Here is a 17,078-nt window from a genome sequence, read left to right on the forward strand (position 1 = left end):
CACCAGGAACTCGGCTACACCCCCAGCATCACCCTCGACGCCGGCCTCGCCGACACCGTCACCTGGTACCGCGACAACCGCACCTGGTGGGAACCCCTCAAGACCACACCCACCGCATGACCCGACTACTCGTCACCGGCGCCGGCGGGATGCTCGGCCGGGACCTGGTCTCCGTGCTGCACACCCGGTCCGACCTCAAGGTGACCGCGGCCGGCCGCGCCGACCTGGACATCACCGATCCCGCCGCCGTCCGCGAGGCGGTCGTCGAGCACGACATCGTGATCAACACGGCGGCGTGGACCAACGTTGACGGCGCCGAAGCCAACGAGGCGGCAGCCACCGCCGTCAACGGCAACGGCGTGGCGAATCTCGCGTCGGCGTGTGCCGCCAGCGGCGCGCGGCTGATCCAGGTTTCCACCGACTACGTCTTCTCCGGCGACGCGAAGACCCCCTACCCGGAGGACGCCCCCACCGCGCCGATCAACGCCTACGGCCGGGGCAAGCTGGTCGGCGAGCAGGCCGTCGCCCGGCTGCTGCCCGACACCGGGTACGTGGTCCGCACCGCCTGGCTGTACGGCGCGCACGGGCCGAACTTCGTGGCCACCATGCTCCGGCTCGCCGCCCAGCGGGAGCACATCACCGTCGTCGACGACCAGCACGGCCAGCCCACCTGGTCCTACCCGCTCGCCGAGCGGCTCGTCGCACTCGCCGACGCAGCCCTGGAGGGCCGGGCGGCTCCCGGTGTCTACCACAGCACCTGCGCCGGCCAGACAACCAAGTACGGGCTGGCCCGCGCCACGTTCACGTTGGCCGGTCTGGACCCGGACCGGATCCGACCCACCACCAGCGACCGGTATCCTCTTCCTGCTCTCCGTCCGGCGTACAGTGTGCTAGCGCACAGCCGCTGGGCGGCCGCAGGTCTGCCGTCGCTCCCCGACTGGCATGCCACCCTCGTCGACGCGTTCGACTCCCCCGCTCCGCCCGCTCCGTGGAAGGTCGCATGAAGCTCACCCTCGTCACCGGCTTGACCGGCCTGATACTGCTGGCCACGATCGTCGAGCTGCTGCGCCGCCGGCAGCTCCGCGAAAAATACGGCATGCTCTGGCTCGGCGTCCTGGTGATCGTCATCCCCCTGTCGCTCTTCCCCCGCCTGCTGGACAACGTCGCCGAGCTGCTCGGCGTCGCCTCCGGCGTGAGCCTCGTGCTCTTCCTCGGCATCGTCTTCCTGCTGCTGGTGTGCGTGCACCTCAGTTGGGAGGTCAGCGCCCTGGAAGAAGAGACCCGCACGTTGGCCGAAGACTTCGCTCTGCTCCGCACCGAGATCGACGCGGACCGGGCGGCCCGAGACGAACTGGTGCGCACCGATGGTTAACGGCAAGCGGGTTCTGATCATCATCCCGGCGCTCAACGAGTCCGGCTCGATCGCCGACGTGGTCGGCGAGGTCCGCGGTGAGCTGCCCGGCGTGGACGTGATCGTCATCGACGACGGTTCCACCGACCGCACCGCGGCGGTCGCCGCCGCCGCCGGCGCCCTCGTCGCGAAACTGCCCTACAACCTCGGCGTCGGCGGCGCCATGCGGGTGGGCTACCGGTACGCGCGCGACCACGACTACGACGTCGCCATCCAGATCGACGCGGACGGCCAGCACGACCCCCGGTACGTGCCGAAACTCGTCGACCTGCTCGACGAGACCGACCTGGTGATCGGCGCCCGGTTCGCCGGCGAGGGTGACTACAACGTCCGCGGCCCCCGCCGCTGGGCCATGGTCATGCTCTCCGGCGTGCTGTCCCGCGTCGCCCGCACGAAGCTCACCGACACCACCTCCGGGTTCCGGGCGGCCAACCGTCGGGTGATCGAGATGTTCGCCGCCTGGTACCCGGTGGAATACCTGGGTGACACCGTGGAGACGCTCGTGCACACCGCCCGACGCGGCTACACCATCCGCCAGGTGCCGGTGGCCATGCGCAAGCGGATGGCGGGCACCCCCAGCCACTCCCCCGCCAAGGCCATGATCTACCTCGGCCGCGCGTTCGCCGTCCTCACGTTGGCGCTCATTCGCCGGTGATCCGCCGGCTCCTGAGTCTGGTCCCACCGGGCACCGTCGCTGTTGGCGCCGGGCTGGCCCTGCTGGGGCTCGCCTCCTACGTCCACCTGGCGGTCGCCGGGCACAGCCTCAGCGGAGCGGACTACAACTCTCTCTCCGTACTCTGGTCGATCGTCTTCACCCTCGGCATCGGCCTGTTCATGCCGGTCGAGCAGGAGATCGCCCGACTCGTCGCCGCCCGGCACAGCCAGGGCCTTCCCCCCGGGCCGGTACTGGCCCGGGGGGCGGCCCTGGCCGCCGGCCTGCTCGCCGCCGTCGTCGCCCTGATCATCGCCGCCCGGGAGACCCTCGCCGACCGGCTCTTCGCCGGCGACAGCGCCATGGTCACCGTCCTGATCGGCTCGCTGGCCGGGCTCGCCGTCGCGCACACCACCCGCGGCGTCCTCTCCGGCCTGCAACTGTTCCCCTGGTACGGCGCCCAACTCGGCATCGACGGCGGCCTGCGCATCGCACTCGTCGCCGTCCTCGGCCTCAACGGCGTCAGCAACCCCGTCTGGTACGGCGCGGTGCTGGTCATCGCGCCCGTCGCCGGTGCCATCCTCACCGCGCCACCGGTCCTGCGGGCCATCGGCGGCGGCGCCCCCGTGGCCTGGGCGGCCCTCCTGCGCGGCCTCGGCCTCCTCACCGCCTCCAGCCTGCTCGCCCAGGTCGTGGTCAACATCGGCGTGATCAACGTGAAGGTGCTCGACCCGTCCGACGTGGCAACCGCCGGCGCGCTGCTCTCCGCGCTGGTGCTGGTCCGGATCCCCCTGTTCGTCTTCGCCTCGCTGCAGGCATCGCTGCTACCCGGCCTCGCCACCTCGGCCAGCACCGGCGACCTCAGCGGCTTCCACAACCTGCTCCGCCGCGCCCTGGGCATCGTCAGCGCCCTCGGCCTCAGCGGCGCCATCCTCGCCGTGCTCCTCGGCCCCTGGCTGGTGCAGACCCTCTTCGACGCGCCCGGCGTCCTCGGCCACGCCGACTTCGCCTGGCTCGCCGTCGCCACCCTCGCCTACCTCTGGGCGATGGTCCTCGGCCAGGCACTGCTCGCCCTCAACCGGCACCGGGCCCAAGCCCTCGCCTGGGCCATCGGCGTGGCCGCACTCGTCGTCGCGACGCTCGCCCCGGTCTCCACCGCGCTGCGCGTCGAGCTCGGCTACGCCATCGGCTCCGTCGTGGTCGCCGCCGTCATGGCCGTGCTGCTGCGCACCCGCGCCACCACCCCGGCACCCACCCACACCCCGGCCTTCGAGGCCGCCACGCCTGGCGGGGTCTGATCGGTCTCACACTCCGAGCACCCAGGTCACGCTGACCTGCGGTGCTCGGGGTGCCGCGGCCGCAGCCCGGTGCTGGACATGCCGCGGCGGGCGGCCATGACACCCAGCCGCCCGCCGCGTCGACCGCTGCTACTTGCCGTCCGCCGGCTTGTCCTCCAGGTCGGCGGACGCCGCCGACGTCGTCGGCTTGTGCGACTCAGTGGTGGGCTGCGCCGGAGTGTCCGGCCCACCCGCCTCCGCCGGCTGCTCGCCGGCGGACACATCGCCGTCCAACAACGCGGTCAGCGCCGCACCGGTGATCCGGCGGAACGTACGCCCCACGCGGTGGCGGTCCAACACCGCCACCTCCAACTGGTTGGCGGCGATCGTCCGGGCGGCACCGCCCTCACCGCCAACCGTGCTCAACGCCTGCACCGCAACCCGGGCCGCCTCGCCGAGAGACATGTCCGCGCGGTGCTGCGACTTCAGCACCCCGGTGATCGCCTCGGCCTGGCCACCCATGGCCATCCGCCCCGGCTCGTCGTTGACCGAGCCGTCGTACGTCAGCCGGTACAACTCGTCGTCCTCCGCGGTCGCCCCGACCTCCGCCACGCAGATCTCCACCTCGAACGGCTTCGACTGCTCGGTGAAGATCGCACCCAGCGTCTGCGCGAACGCGTTGGCCAGGGCCCGCCCGGTGACGTCACGCCGGTCGTAGCTGAGCCCGTTCAGGTCGGCCATCCGCACACCGGCACGGCGCAGATTCTCGAACTCGTTGTACCGACCGACCGCGGCGAACCCGATCCGGTCGTAGATCTCGCTGACCTTGTGCAGGGCGCTGGAGAGGTTCTCCGCGACGAAGAGCACCCCGCCGGAATAGCTGAGGACCACCGCGCTGCGACCCCGAGCGATGCCCTTGCGGGCCAACTCGGAGCGGTCGCGCATGATCTGTTCGGGCGAGGCGTAGAACTGCATGGCCACGGCGGCGGTTCTCCTTACGGCGCGGTGCTGACGACAGCTGACTGGTGGGGGTGGACGGGGCTCACCCGCCCGGGTTCTCCATCCGACCGGCGACCACGCCCTCGGCGATCGCCGCCGTCTCGGCGTCGGTCAACCGGCGGGTGCCCTCGGCGGTAGCGGTCATCACCACCGGATAGATCCGACGGGTCAGGTCCGGGCCGCCGGTCGCGGTGTCATCGTCCGCCGCGTCGTAGAGCGCCTCGACCGCGAGGCGGGTGGCGTCGTCGACCGACACACCGCTGCGGAAACGCTTCTTCAGCGCCGACTTCGCGAAGAGCGAGCCGGAACCGATGGCGTCGTAGCCGGTCTCCTCGTACGGACCGCCGGTCACGTCGAAACTGAAGATCCGACCGGCCCTCGCCGGGTCGGCGGCCGCCAGGTCGAACCCGGCGAACAACGGCACCACGGCCAGGCCCTGCATGGCCGCACCCAGGTTGCCCCGGATCATCGACGCCAACCGGTTGGCCTTGCCGTCGAGCGAGAGCATCGCGCCCTCGATCTTCTCGTAGTGCTCCAGCTCCACCTGGAACAGTCGCATCAGCTCGATGCCGATGCCCGCCGTGCCCGCGATCCCCACCAGGGAGTACGCATCGGCCGGGTGCACCTTCTCGATGTCGCGCTGGGCGATCAGGTTGCCCATGGTGGCCCGCCGGTCGCCGGCCATCACCACGCCACCGGCGGCCGAGATGGCCACGATGGTGGTCGCGTGCGGCGCCAGGTCCGCTGCCATGCCCGGCGGCAGCGGCCGCCGACCGGGCAGCATCTCGGGGGCCGCCCGACTCAGGAACGTCGTGAAGGAGGACGTCCCCGCGTTGGTGAACACATCTGGTAGACGCCCGGATGGATCAAAGCCCGCTGCCACGTGGTTCCTCTCAGATACGTGATTGCCCTGGCCAGCCTCATGGGACTGTCACGGAACTGGCCAAGACCACCGTTGCAGTTGAAGCAGAGTATCCCGCGCACCCAACCGGTGCGATGATCGTGGTCCAGATGTTGCGGGTCCGTGCCGCCACAGATCGCGCAGACCCCGCCCTGCTCGGCCAGGAGCTCCTGAAACTCCTTCTCCCCGACGCCGTACCGCCGCCGCAGGTGGTATTCGCGGTTACCTCCGTACAGCCGCTCTTTCGTCTCTCTGGTCCTGGTGTTGTGGCAGGGCTCGCAGTAGGTGCCATAACCGGAGGTGTCCGCCCGGTTACGGGGGAAGGCATCGAACGGCTTGACCGCATCGCAGGTCGGGCAGAACTTGTGACCCTCGGGCACGACGCGACCTTCGCGCACCTCGCGGTCGAACTTTGCCTTCACCCGACGCGCGTAACTTGCCTTGGACCGCTCGTTGAAGCAGGGCTTGCAGTAGCTGCCCCGCCCACCCGGCCGCTTGGAGCTCGCACAGAACTGATCGAGCGTCTTCCATTCGCTGCAATCTCGGCAGCGACGAAGTCCGTCTCGATCGTCGTTCGCTCTAGGCATGTCCGAATTGACCCTATATGCTCACTGACCTCCTTTTTGCACGTAGCCCCTCACGAACTCCTCTGCGTTTTCTTCGAGGACGGAGTCGATCTCGTCGAGGAGGTCGTCGACGTCCTCGGTGATCTCGGCGTGCCGCTCGGCCACCTCGGGGTTGGCCTCGGTGGTGACGTCCTCGATTTCCTCGCCCTGACGGGACTTGCCGGACTGCGACTGGCCGCCGCTGTCATGAGTGGCCACTGCTGCCTCCTCCACGATCGTCTGCGATGAACTTACCTCGCGCGGGCGACGAAAAGCCCGCCGCGCGCCGGCTTACGGCACGCGACGGGCATAAGGACGTGCGTTCAGCCGCCGGTCAACGTCTCCAGCAGATCCTTGGCGCTGGCGCAACGGTCGAACAGCGCCCCCACGTGCGCGCGCGTGCCGCGCTCCGGCTCCATCATCGGCACCCGGACCAGCGACTCGCGGCCCACGTCGAAGATCACCGAGTCCCAGCTCGCGGCGACGACCTCGGAGGCGTACTGGGCCAGACAGCGGCCCCGGAAGTAGGCCCGGGTGTCCTCCGGCGGCTCGGTCATCGCGGTGCGTGTCTCGTCGTCGGTGAGCAGCGTCTTCATCGCCTTCCGGGTGACCAGGCGGTGGTAGAGGCCCTTCTCCGGCCGGACGTCGGAATACTGTAGGTCGACGAGCTGGAGCTTGTGCGAGCCCCAGCCGAGCTTCTCCCGCTCGCGGTAACCCTCGAGCAGCCGCAGCTTGGCCACCCAGTCCAGCTCGTCGACGCAGAGCATCGGGTCGCGGCCGAGCCGGTCAAGGACGCTCTCCCAGCGGTCGAGCACGTCGACGGTCTGCTCGTCGGCGTCGGTGCCGTAGCGGTCGTCGACAAAGGACCGGGCCCGTTCCAGGTACGCCCATTGCAGGTCCAGTGCGGTGAGCCGGCGACCGTCGCGCAGTCGCATGAGGTGCGACAGGCCGGGGTCGTGGCTGACCGCGCGCAACTCGCTGACCGGGTCGGCGATGCCGAGGTCGGGACCGAGCGCCTTCTCCTCGATCATGTTGAGGATCAGCGCGGTGGTGCCGACCTTGAGGTAGGTGGAGATTTCGGAGAGGTTGGCGTCGCCGATGATGACGTGCAGCCGGCGGTATTTGTCGGCGTCGGCGTGTGGCTCGTCGCGGGTGTTGATGATCGGCCGCTTGAGTGTGGTCTCCAGTCCCACCTCGACCTCGAAGAAGTCGGCGCGCTGGGAGATCTGGAAGCCGCTCTGCCCACCGTCCTGGCCGATGCCGACCCGGCCGGCGCCGCAGACGATCTGGCGGGTGACGAAGAACGGCGTCAGGTACGCCACGATGTCGGCGAACGGGGTCTGCCGACGCATCAGGTAGTTTTCGTGGGCGCCGTAGCTGGCGCCCTTGTTGTCGGTGTTGTTCTTGTAGAGGTGGATCGGCTGGCTGCCCGGGATGGTGGCGGCGCGGCGGGACGCCTCGGCCATCACCCGCTCGCCGGCCTTGTCCCACCGCACGATGTCGCGTGGGGTGGTGACCTCCGGGGTGGAGTATTCGGGGTGGGCGTGGTCGACGTAGAGACGTGCACCGTTGGTGAGTATCACGTTGGCCAGGCCGAGATCCTCGTCGGCCAGTGCCTCGGCGGGGTCGTAGGCGGCCCCGGAGTAGGTGAAACCGCGGGCGTCGCGCAGCGGCGACTCTTCCTCGTAGTCCCAGCGGGCTCGACCGCCCCGGTTGAGCTCGGGGCGTGCCCCGTAGGCGTTGACCACCTGTGATGAGGTGACCATCGGGTTGGCTCCGGCCTGTCCGGGCACGGAGATACCGTACTCGACCTCGGTGCCCATGATCCGTCTTACGCTCATCGATCTACCCGCTTCGCTCGCCCGACCCGGTCCCCCGTCATGTCGAGCGTAGTCCGACTGTTCGGGGACGGGGGCACGCCGGTGCGAGCGGGTTACGGGTGTCGTCGCGGTGGCGGCGCGCTCAGTACTTGATGATCAGCGGCACGGTGGTGACGCGTGACCGCAGTTCGGGGTATCTGGTGAGCAGACTGTCGACACGTCCCTGCGCGGCCGGGTCGCTGACCAGCAGTCGGATCGGACCGGACGTTTCGCGCATTATCCTGCGGGTGCGCTCGGGTTCCTCGAACACGGGCAGGTAGATGGCCTGTTCGGTCTGCGCGGTGCTGGCCTGCAGAGCGGACAGGCAGATCGATTCGGCGTAACCGCGGTAGGCGGTGCGATCCAGCACGACGGTGACGGTGCCCTGCTGGACGGGGTGACGGCGGTATGCGGCCGCGCAGACCCGAGCCACCCTCGACGGCTTGTCGACGTTGTGCTGGACCAGGAGCCAGGTCCAGCTCTGCTTGTCGACCACGAGCAGGCTGCCGCGCCAACCGGTCAGTCCGCAGAGCGTCACGACGGTGAGCACGGCCAGGGCGGCGGCGAGCACGGCTGGGGCGGCGGCGCGGATCCGGTCGCGGCGGTCGGCGCCGGACGGCACGGGCAGCAGCCGGACCAGGGCGGCGGTGCCGACGATGAGCAGGCCGGTGGCGAGGTGGGTGCCCTTCATGAAGTAGTAGGCGGGCTGGACGCCGGTGAGGACGTTGGCCAAGGCGATGGCGAGGGCGAACCCGACCGCCACCAGCACGGCGGCGAGGTGGCGGCGCCAGGCCCGGTCGGCGCGGCGGGCCTGGATCACGAGGGCGATCAGCACGATCGGGGTGAGGCCGAGCAGCGCGCGCCACGCCTCGGCGAGTTCGGGGCCGGCCTTGGCGTCGAGCGCTTCGGTCTGGCTGTCGCCGAGGACGCCGACCAGCAGGGGCAGCGGGGCGAGCAGTGCGGTGACCAGGCCGACGGCGAGCAGCGTCCGGCGGATCTGGGACAGCTCGCGGCGGTGGGCGATGAGCCAGCCGAGGACGAGCAGCCCGGCCGGTGGGAGGAAGAGGTAGTAGGTGAAGCCGATGCCGATGAGCAGGGCGGCCAGCAGCACGAGTTGTTCGCGGTTGCCGGCCAGGGGGCGGACGACCAGGGCGGCCAGCGCGACGGCCAGGGCGAGGCCGAGCACCTCGCTGGGGTAGCCGGCGATCAGCAGGCGGGGCATCTGGCTGCCGAGGACGAGCGCCCCGACGACGATGGTCAGGACGCCGCGGTGCAACGGGTGCAGGGGGCCGGGCAGTCGCTGGGCGGCCCAGAAGAGGGTGAGCGTGAGCAGGCCGAAGGTGGCGAGGCACCACCACCCGTAGTGGGTGAGGCTGCTGACCCCACTGGGCGTGCCGGTGGCCGAGCGCAGCTGCGTGTCGAGGAGCGCGGTGGTGAGGTGCCATCCCTGCGGATAGCGGGCGAGCAACGAGACGATGTGGTCGCGGGAGCCGGCCGGGTCGAGGAAGGCGTACCCGCCGAGCCGGCCGATGGCGTCGACGAGGGCGACGTGGCGGAAGTTGTCCTCGCCGAGGGCGAGCAGGCTGAGACGCCCGGCGAGGGTGCCGGCGCGCAGCCAGGGCTGGGCGAGATAGCCGACGGTGGCGGCGGTGGCGATGATCGGCAGCAGGTCGGTCCAGCCCGGACGCGGCAGGGTGGGACGTCGGCCGGTGGCCGCCGCGATGAGGGTGAGCGCCGTCAGCGCGGCGCCGTTGACCGCGACCGGGTGCAGCCCCCATGGCCAGACCGTGAAGAGCAGGCCGGCGACGGTGGTGGTGCCGACGAGCAGCAGAGCGCCGAGCAGCAGGCGGTCGAGCAGGGTCCGGCCACCGCGCAGCAGGCTGGCCGTGGCCAGCAGCACGAGCGGGGGCAGCAGCCAGGTCAGGTGCAGGGGGTACGCCGCGGCGGGGATCAGCCAGGCTGCCGCGAGTGCGATGAGCAGCGAACGGTGGGTGCGGGCGGGCGGCGGGGTGCCCGGGTCGACCGCGGCGCGTGCCGGCGGGACGGTGACGGTGAGCTCGGACGGCACGCGGATCCTCGACGGGTCGATTGAGGGGGGCGCAACAGCGTATCCGGTGCGGTCGAGCGTGTGTGGGGGGCCGGTGTGATCGGCGGGCCCGGGACGCGTCGCGTCCCGGGCCCGCCGGTGTCACCGTTTACTCAGAGGTACTGGCCGGTGTTGCTGGCGGTCTCGATGGACCGCCCGGCCTCGGCGCCCTTGCCGCCGGAGACGAGCGTGCGAATGTAGACGATTCGCTCGCCCTTCTTGCCGGAGATGCGGGCCCAGTCGTCGGGGTTGGTGGTGTTGGGGAGGTCCTCGTTCTCGCGGAACTCGTCGACGCAGGAGTCGAGCAGGTGCTGCAGGCGCAGACCCTTGCGACCGGAGGTGAGGAACTCCTTGATGGCCATCTTCTTGGCCCGGTCGACGATGTTCTGGATCATCGCGCCGGAGTTGAAGTCCTTGAAGTAGAGGACTTCCTTGTCACCGTTGGCGTAGGTGACCTCGAGGAAGCGGTTCTCCTCGGTTTCGGAGTACATCCGCAGCACCACGGCGTCGATCATCGCCGCGACGGTGGCCTGGGGGTCGGCCGCGTGCTCGGCCAGGTCATCCGGGTGCAGGGGCAGCCCGGCGAGGATGTACTTGGAGAAGATGTCCTTGGCCGCTTCGGCGTCCGGTCGCTCGATCTTGATCTTCACGTCGAGCCGACCGGGGCGCAGGATGGCCGGGTCGATCATGTCTTCCCGGTTGGAGGCGCCGATGACGATGACGTTCTCCAGCCCCTCCACGCCGTCGATCTCGCTGAGCAGCTGCGGGACGATGGTGTTCTCCACGTCGGAGGAGACACCGGAGCCGCGGGTCCGGAAGATCGAGTCCATCTCGTCGAAGAACACGATCACCGGGGTGCCCTCGCCGGCCTTCTCCCGTGCACGCTGGAAGATCAGCCGGATGTGCCGCTCGGTCTCGCCGACGTACTTGTTGAGCAGCTCGGGGCCCTTGATGTTGAGGAAGAAGCTGGTGTGCTTCTCCTTGCCCTGCCGTTCGGCGATCTTCTTGGCCAGCGAGTTGGCCACCGCCTTGGCGATGAGCGTCTTGCCACAGCCGGGCGGGCCGTAGAGCAGGATGCCCTTGGGCGGGCGGAGCTGGTGCTCACGGAACAGGTCCGCGTGCAGGAACGGCAGCTCCACCGCGTCGCGGATCTGCTCGATCTGCGACTGGAGGCCACCGATGTCGCCGTAGTCGACGTCGGGCACCTCCTCCAGGACCAGCTCCTCGACCTCGCTCTTCGGGATCCGCTCGTACGCGTACGCCGAGCGGGGCTCGATCATGAGCGAGTCGCCGGCTCGGATCGCCGAGCCGATGAGGGTCTCGGCGAGGTGCACGATGCGTTCCTCGTCGGAGTGCGAGACCACGAGCGCCCGGTCACCCGGCCCGCCGCCTGGTCCCTCCAGGATCTCCTTGAGCATCACGACCTCACCGACCCGCTCGTAGCCGAACGCGTCGACGATGTTGAGCGCGTCGTTGAGCAGGACCTCCTGGCCACGGCGCAGGTCACCCACGTCGAGCGAGGGTGAGACCGCGACCCGTAGTTTGCGACCGCCGGTGAAGACGTCCACCGAGCCGTCGTCGTGCTTGGCCAGGAAGACACCGTAGCCACTCGGCGGTTGCGCGAGCCGGTCGATCTCTTCCTTGAGCGTCACGATCTGCGTGCGAGCCTCCTTGAGGGTGCTCACCAGCCGGTCGTTGTTCTCGGTCAGCCGCGCCAACTGTGCCTGGGTGGCCGCCAGCCGCTCTTCGAGCTGCCGGACGTGTCGGGGGCTCTCGGTCAACTTACGCCGCACCAGAGCGAGTTCCTCCTGCAGGAACGCGACCTGCGTGGAGAGATCGTGGGCTTCCTTCTCCCACCGTGCGGCGCGCGAGTCCGCGTCGTCGCTGCGTGCTGCCACGTCCCACCTCCCCGGGGGGCTTGAACGTTCTGCCCTAACACTAGCCGCTATGAGGCCGATTCGGTCCCACGCAACACCCTCGTCACCGAACCTTGATCGCCAAGGGTGGCCTGACGGGCCGTTACTGGCGTTCGGGTACCGTCGAAGCGTAGGACGGGAGAACATGGGGGGTGCGCCGGTGACCGAGGTCGCGACCGATCAGCTGCAGGTCTGGGTGGACCAGGATCTGTGCACGGGCGATGGGCTCTGCGTGCAGTACGCGCCGGAGGTTTTCGAGTTCGACATCGACGGCCTGGCGTATGTCAAGGGTGCCGACGGTGAGCTGCGGACGACGCCGGGCAGCCGCGTCGACGTGCCCGAGCACCTGCGGCTCGAGGTGATCGACTCCGCGAAGGAGTGCCCGGGCGACTGCATCCACGTGGTGCGCGGCGACGGTGTCGAGGTCGCCGGTCCGGACGCCGAGGACGGCTGAGCCACCCACCGGCCGGGCCGCGCGGCCCGGCCGGGTCCGGATGGGGTACGCCTCAGAGCATCGGTCGGCCGACCACCGAGGCGACCAGCCGCGCGAATTCCTCCAACCGGGCGATCTGCCCGGCCCCGCCGTCGTCGAGGGTTTTACCGAAGCGCAGCGCGTCGTGTCGTGGTGTGCCGACCATCTCCTCGCTCGGCGGCGCCTCGTCCAGTGAGGTGAGTAGCAGGTAGACGTCGATGCTGTCGACCCGGATCTCGCCGTTCTCGGAACGGTTGAGCCGCCGCCGGCAGCCGACCTCGGTGACGGTGGAGACCGGCACGACCCGCAGCGACGACGTCATCGAGCCCGGTGGGCCCTCCTCCGGCGGCACGTCCTCGCCGTGCCACAGGATCAGCCGGCTGCCGTCGCAGACGACGACCTCCTGCCACACGCCGTTGACCTCGTTGACGAAGCGTTCCAGGGTGAAGCCGAGCACCGATGCGCCGCGCAGCACGCCGCCCAGAGCCTCCAGTGCGACGTCGGGGTCGCGCAGGTAGGCCCGTGCCGCCGATTCCAGATCCTGGTAGGGCGACCAGTCGGGAAAGACCGCGGGGAGGTCACCGCCGCCGTAGCCCGGTCGGCTCATGCCAGCGCCTCCCCCTGCTCGACGGTGCCGGCAGCCAGCTCGATGGTCACGGCCTGCCCATCTCCCCCGTACCGTCGGACTGGGCGTCTGCCGCCACGGCGGCGGCCTGTCGGGCTGCCTCTGCCGCGCGCAGGTCCTGGCGGCGCTGCGCGTACGCCTCGGTGCCCTTGCTGGGCTTGCGGCGGCGCGGCGGCGCGGTGACCCCGGGGGCCAGTTTGCGCGCGGACACCAGGAACGCGGTGTGCGCGATCATCCGGTGGTCCGGCCGGACGGCGAGGCCCTCGGCGTGCCAGTCGCGCACCAGCGACTCCCAGGCGCGCGGCTCGGTCCAGCCGCCGCGCTCGCGCAGCGCCTCCACCAGCTCGGACAGCTGCGGTGTGGTGGCGACGTAGCCGATGAACACCCCGCCGGGGACCAGCGCCCGCTCGACCATGTCGAGAGTTTCCCAGGGGGTCAGCATGTCCAGGATGATCCGGTCGAAGCCGGTCTCCTGACACTGGGCGACGTCACCGACGTGCAGGTGCCACGACGGGTGCGGCCCGTTGAAGAACGCCTCGACGTTGCGCTTGGCGATCTGGGCGAAGTCGTCGCGCAGCTCGAAGGAGTGCAGCTCACCCTCGGTGCCGACGGCCCGCAGCAGGGAGCAGCTCAGCGCGCCGGAGCCGGCGCCGGCCTCGAGGACCTTCGCGCCGGGGAAGATGTCACCCATGGCGACGATCTGCGCCGAGTCCTTCGGGTAGATCACCTGGGCGCCGCGGGGCATGGACAGCACGTAGTCCGACAGGAGCGGCCGCAGGGCGAGGAACGCGGTGCCGCCACCGGCGGTGGTCACCACGCTGCCGTCGGGGAGCCCGATCAGCGTGTCGTGCGCCAGGATGCCGCGGTGGGTGTGGAACTCCTTGCCGGGCTCCAGCGTCACGGTGTGCATCCGCCCCTTGGGGTCGGTCAGCTGGACCCGGTCGCCGGGCCGGAACGGCCCACGGTGCACGGGTGTCAGCGCCGGGGTGGTGGGGTCGGCTCCGACGGTGGAGGGAGTTGCGGTCACGGTGTCATCTTCCGGTTGGGTTCGAGGAGCTGTGCCAGGTCCGCGATGTGCAGAATGCCGACGACATCTTCGCCTGACGTCACCACGTACTGCGCGCCCGGGTGGGCCTGTACGGCCTCCATCACCCGCTCGCCGTCCAGGCCGACCGGCAGCGCGGGAAGTGAGCCCAGCGCGTGGGCGACGGAGTCCACCGCCAACCACGGTCGGCGGTCGACGGGCACCGCGTCGGCGGCGGCCGGGTCGACGAGCGCCACCGGCCGGCCGGTGGAGTCGGTGACCAGCAGGGCCGAGGCGGGCTGCCCACCTTCGGCGCGTCGGCGCTGGGCCTCGGCCAGGGGCGTACCGGTGGCCACCGGCCAGACCGGGCGGGCCAGCCGGGACAGGTCGATCAGCGGGAACCGGCGGCTGACCCGGGCGGCCCGGATGGACTGCCCGGCGCCGCGCCAGAGGGTGATGGCGACCAGCAGCATCAGCGGCAGCGCGAGCGGCGCCAGGTAGTCGGCCACGGTGAGCAGCCCGACCAGGGCGGCGGTGCCGACCGCGACGACCCGGCCGGCCCACCCGGCGACCTCGGTGCCGAGGTGCCGGTCGTGGGTCAGCCCCCACACCGCGGCGCGCAGCGCCCGGCCGCCGTCGAGGGGCAGCCCGGGCAGGCTGTTGAACAGGGCGACGATGACGTTGCTGACGGCGAGTTGGAAGGCGAGTTGGTGCGCCACCGTCCGTTCGGGCAGGGCGAGGGTGGCGGCGACCGCGAGGACGCCGAGCACCGCGGAGACCGCCGGGCCGGCCAGCGAGACCAGCAGGTCGACGCGGGGCGACGGGGCGTCCCGGTCCATCTCGGTGTAGCCGCCGAGCAGTTCCAGGGTGATTCCGCGCACACCGATGCCGTAGCGCCGGGCGGTGAGGGCGTGGCCCAGCTCGTGCAGGAGCACCGAGCCGAGCAGCGACACGACGAACCCGAAGCCGATCAGGTAGCCGCTGATCTGCGGCAGGTCCAGCTGTCGGCGGGCGAACTCGGCGTACAGCACGGCGATGAACACCGCGAGCAGGACCATGGAGCCGTTGAGGTGCAGCGGCACCCCGAACACGCGGCCGACGTTCAGGCCGAGACGCCGATCGGGTCGGCGCGGCGGCCGGGGTGTCTGCTCCATCGCCCAGATGCTACGGACCGTCGCCGTGCGGGGCGGGCGGCGGTCGGTGTCACACCGGTGCCCTAACCTTTGCCGACATGACGGCGGAACCGGTCACCACCTCCCAGCCCTCCTCTCCGGCGCAGGCGCCGCCGACGGTGCGGGCCTCGCTGTCGCCGTCGCGGGCGGCGGATTTCAAGACCTGCCCACTGCTCTACCGGTTCCGTAGCATCGACCGGCTGCCCGAGCGCACCACGATCGAGCAGGCCCGGGGCACGCTTGTGCACGCGGTGCTGGAGCGCCTGTTCGACCTGCCCGCGCAGGGCCGCACACCAGCGGCGGCCGGCGATCTGGTGGCCCCCCAGTGGGACCGGCTGGTCACCGAGCAGCCGGAGCTGGCCGCGATCTTCGACGGGGCGGAGCCGGCCGGTCCGGTGGAGTTCCTCCGCTCGGCCGCGGGGCTGTTGGAGGGCTACTTCGCGGTGGAGGACCCAACCCGGCTGGAGCCGGCCGAACGGGAGAGCCTGATCTCGGCGGTGGTCGACGAGGAGTTGCTGATCCGGGGCTATCTCGACCGGCTCGATGTCGCTCCGGACGGCGCGCTGCGGGTGGTCGACTACAAGACCGGGGGCGCGCCACGGGAGGCGTTCGAGGCGCGGGCGCTGTTCCAGCTGAAGTTCTACGCGCTGGTGTTGTGGCGCACCCGGGGGGTGGTGCCCCGGGTGCTGCGGCTGCTCTACCTGCGCGACGCGGAGGTGTTGGACTACACGCCGGACGCCGACGAGTTGCTCCGCTTCGAGCGCACGGTGGTGGCGTTGTGGCGGGCGATCGAGCAGGCCACCGCCCGGCAGGATTTCCGCCCCCGGCCGAGCCGGCTCTGCGACTGGTGCAGCCACCAGGCGCTGTGCCCGAGTTTCGGCGGCACCCCGCCGCCGTTTCCGGTCGCCGCGGCGACCGCCGATCCGCTGCGCGACGCCCGCTCCGCCCCGGTGGTGCCCGGCGCCGACGAGTGAGCGCCTCGCGGCGGGCCGCCCGTGCCCCCGCCGCAAGGTGGGCGGCCGGCCGCCGACCGCGCCCTCGCCGCGAGGCACCGCGAACCCGCGCGCGAACCCGCGCGCGACACTGCGGCCCGCCCCCGCCGCGAGGCACCGCGGCCCGGCCGATGGGCCCGATCGAAGCGGTGCCGCGTCGGTGGGGACACCGCGGCGGGGTGGCCTCTACCGTGGTCCGCGACGCACCGTCCGGGGTACGCGAGGATGAGCGGTGCGGGCACGGCGTCGGCGGAACGGGAGACGAGATGACGGATCGGGGGGCCTCGGCGCGGCCGGTACGGATCCTGCTCGCCGACGACCAACCGCTGCTGCGCACCGGCTTCCGGATGGTCCTCGGGGCCGAGGGTGACCTGGACGTGGTCGCCGAGGCCGGCGACGGTGTGGAGGCGGTGGAGCTGTCCCGGCGGCTGCTGCCCGACGTCGTGCTGATGGACATCCGGATGCCCCGCATGGACGGGGTGGCCGCGACCCGGGCGATCGTCGACGCCCGGTTGCCGGTGCGGGTGCTGGTGCTCACCACGTTCGACCTGGACGAGTACGTGGTGGGGGCGCTGCGCGCGGGTGCCAGCGGGTTCCTGGCCAAGGACGTGCCCGCCGAGGAGTTGATCGCGGCGATCCGCACGGTGGCCGGCGGGGACGCGGTGGTCGCGCCGCGGATCCTGCGGCGGCTGCTGGAGCGCTTCGCCGACCTGCTGCCCGACCCGGCGGCGACACCCTCGCCGGTGCTCAGCGCGCTGACCGACCGGGAACGCGAGGTGCTGGTGCAGGTGGCGCGGGGGTTGTCCAACGCCGAGATCGCGGCGGTGCTGTCGGTCAGCGAGACCACCGTGAAGACCCACGTCGGGCGCCTGCTGACGAAGCTACGACTGCGGGACCGGGTGCAGGCCGTGGTGCTGGCGTACGAGTCGGGTCTGATCCGCCCACGGGCGTAGCCGGCGTTCGGCGACTACCCCACCGGGCGTACTCGGGAATCCCTCCGTGGGGGGACGGCCTCGTTGCCGTCGTCACCTACCGTGACCGGAGACGGCGCGGCGCTGTTGACCCTCCTGTGACGTGAGGGACCAGA

The 17,078-nt window shown here is 71.0% G+C and carries 17 protein-coding genes and 1 pseudogene; 8 read left to right on the top strand and 10 right to left on the bottom strand.

Annotated elements, in window-relative coordinates; translation table 11 throughout:
* The 5 genes and pseudogenes from AB0B14_RS25395 to AB0B14_RS25415 all read left to right on the top strand — a co-directional run.
* A pseudogene (locus AB0B14_RS25395) lies at nucleotides 1-120 on the top strand (dTDP-glucose 4,6-dehydratase); the annotation flags it as partial.
* A complete protein-coding gene (rfbD, locus tag AB0B14_RS25400; RefSeq protein WP_357073971.1) occupies nucleotides 117-1,004 on the top strand; it encodes a dTDP-4-dehydrorhamnose reductase in 888 nt (295 codons plus the stop codon). The pseudogene AB0B14_RS25395 and the gene rfbD, both read left to right, overlap by 4 nt.
* Nucleotides 1,001-1,372, top strand: coding sequence for a DUF2304 domain-containing protein (locus AB0B14_RS25405; protein WP_357073974.1), 372 nt, complete (start codon nucleotides 1,001-1,003; stop codon nucleotides 1,370-1,372). The genes rfbD and AB0B14_RS25405 overlap by 4 nt, the downstream gene beginning before the upstream one ends.
* A complete protein-coding gene (locus AB0B14_RS25410; RefSeq protein ID WP_357073977.1) occupies nucleotides 1,365-2,066 on the top strand; it encodes a glycosyltransferase family 2 protein in 702 nt (233 codons plus the stop codon). Before AB0B14_RS25405 ends, AB0B14_RS25410 begins: the two co-directional genes overlap by 8 nt.
* On the top strand, nucleotides 2,063-3,361 hold the full coding sequence (locus AB0B14_RS25415) for a polysaccharide biosynthesis protein (RefSeq protein WP_357524593.1): 1,299 nt from the start codon (nucleotides 2,063-2,065) through the stop codon (nucleotides 3,359-3,361). The genes AB0B14_RS25410 and AB0B14_RS25415 overlap by 4 nt, the downstream gene beginning before the upstream one ends.
* Nucleotides 3,362-3,490: 129 nt before the next feature.
* Here AB0B14_RS25415 and prcA read toward each other — a convergent pair whose 3' ends face one another.
* The 7 genes from prcA to arc form a co-directional block, all read right to left on the bottom strand.
* Nucleotides 3,491-4,321: a proteasome subunit alpha gene (prcA, locus tag AB0B14_RS25420; protein ID WP_357073983.1), complete on the bottom strand. Its 831-nt coding sequence runs from the start codon at nucleotides 4,319-4,321 to the stop codon at nucleotides 3,491-3,493.
* A gap of 61 nt (nucleotides 4,322-4,382) precedes the next feature.
* Complete coding sequence (gene prcB, locus AB0B14_RS25425) at nucleotides 4,383-5,222, bottom strand: proteasome subunit beta (protein ID WP_357073986.1); 840 nt, start codon at nucleotides 5,220-5,222, stop codon at nucleotides 4,383-4,385.
* A complete protein-coding gene (locus tag AB0B14_RS25430) occupies nucleotides 5,141-5,662 on the bottom strand; it encodes an endonuclease VII domain-containing protein (RefSeq protein WP_357524595.1) in 522 nt (173 codons plus the stop codon). The genes prcB and AB0B14_RS25430 overlap by 82 nt, the downstream gene beginning before the upstream one ends.
* A gap of 186 nt (nucleotides 5,663-5,848) precedes the next feature.
* Nucleotides 5,849-6,064 (bottom strand): ubiquitin-like protein Pup, encoded by a 216-nt coding sequence (locus AB0B14_RS25435; protein ID WP_030332902.1) that lies wholly within the window; start codon nucleotides 6,062-6,064, stop codon nucleotides 5,849-5,851.
* A gap of 104 nt (nucleotides 6,065-6,168) precedes the next feature.
* A complete protein-coding gene (gene dop, locus AB0B14_RS25440) occupies nucleotides 6,169-7,686 on the bottom strand; it encodes a depupylase/deamidase Dop (RefSeq protein WP_357073992.1) in 1,518 nt (505 codons plus the stop codon).
* A 121-nt stretch (nucleotides 7,687-7,807) separates the two neighbouring features.
* The gene (locus AB0B14_RS25445; protein WP_357524597.1) at nucleotides 7,808-9,772 is read right to left on the bottom strand and encodes a hypothetical protein; all 1,965 of its coding nucleotides are present in this window, start codon (nucleotides 9,770-9,772) and stop codon (nucleotides 7,808-7,810) included.
* 131 nt (nucleotides 9,773-9,903) lie between these two features.
* Nucleotides 9,904-11,688 carry a proteasome ATPase gene (gene arc / locus AB0B14_RS25450; protein ID WP_357073997.1) on the bottom strand — a complete coding sequence of 595 codons (1,785 nt, stop codon included), beginning with the start codon at nucleotides 11,686-11,688 and terminating at the stop codon, nucleotides 9,904-9,906.
* A 178-nt stretch (nucleotides 11,689-11,866) separates the two neighbouring features.
* Between arc and AB0B14_RS25455 the strand changes: the two genes are divergently transcribed.
* The gene (locus AB0B14_RS25455) at nucleotides 11,867-12,160 is read left to right on the top strand and encodes a ferredoxin (protein ID WP_357074000.1); all 294 of its coding nucleotides are present in this window, start codon (nucleotides 11,867-11,869) and stop codon (nucleotides 12,158-12,160) included.
* 52 nt (nucleotides 12,161-12,212) lie between these two features.
* Here AB0B14_RS25455 and AB0B14_RS25460 read toward each other — a convergent pair whose 3' ends face one another.
* The 3 genes from AB0B14_RS25460 to AB0B14_RS25470 are packed head-to-tail and all read right to left on the bottom strand — an operon-like array spanning nucleotide 12,213 to nucleotide 14,981.
* Nucleotides 12,213-12,785, bottom strand: a complete 573-nt coding sequence (locus AB0B14_RS25460) for a hypothetical protein (RefSeq protein ID WP_357074003.1) — start codon at nucleotides 12,783-12,785, stop codon at nucleotides 12,213-12,215.
* 46 nt (nucleotides 12,786-12,831) lie between these two features.
* Nucleotides 12,832-13,782 carry a tRNA (adenine-N1)-methyltransferase gene (locus tag AB0B14_RS25465; RefSeq protein ID WP_357074374.1) on the bottom strand — a complete coding sequence of 317 codons (951 nt, stop codon included), beginning with the start codon at nucleotides 13,780-13,782 and terminating at the stop codon, nucleotides 12,832-12,834.
* Nucleotides 13,783-13,826: 44 nt separating this feature from the next.
* Complete coding sequence (locus AB0B14_RS25470; RefSeq protein ID WP_357524599.1) at nucleotides 13,827-14,981, bottom strand: site-2 protease family protein; 1,155 nt, start codon at nucleotides 14,979-14,981, stop codon at nucleotides 13,827-13,829.
* A 77-nt stretch (nucleotides 14,982-15,058) separates the two neighbouring features.
* On the opposite strand from AB0B14_RS25470, the gene AB0B14_RS25475 reads away from it, so the two are divergent.
* Together AB0B14_RS25475 and AB0B14_RS25480 are read left to right on the top strand one after the other, a co-directional pair.
* On the top strand, nucleotides 15,059-15,973 hold the full coding sequence (locus AB0B14_RS25475; protein WP_357074009.1) for a PD-(D/E)XK nuclease family protein: 915 nt from the start codon (nucleotides 15,059-15,061) through the stop codon (nucleotides 15,971-15,973).
* Between the two features lie 284 nt (nucleotides 15,974-16,257).
* On the top strand, nucleotides 16,258-16,944 hold the full coding sequence (locus AB0B14_RS25480; RefSeq protein ID WP_357074013.1) for a response regulator transcription factor: 687 nt from the start codon (nucleotides 16,258-16,260) through the stop codon (nucleotides 16,942-16,944).
* Nucleotides 16,945-17,078 lie beyond the last annotated feature (134 nt).

It is taken from the genome of Micromonospora sp. NPDC049171 (assembly GCF_040648275.1).
Lineage (GTDB): Bacteria > Actinomycetota > Actinomycetes > Mycobacteriales > Micromonosporaceae > Micromonospora.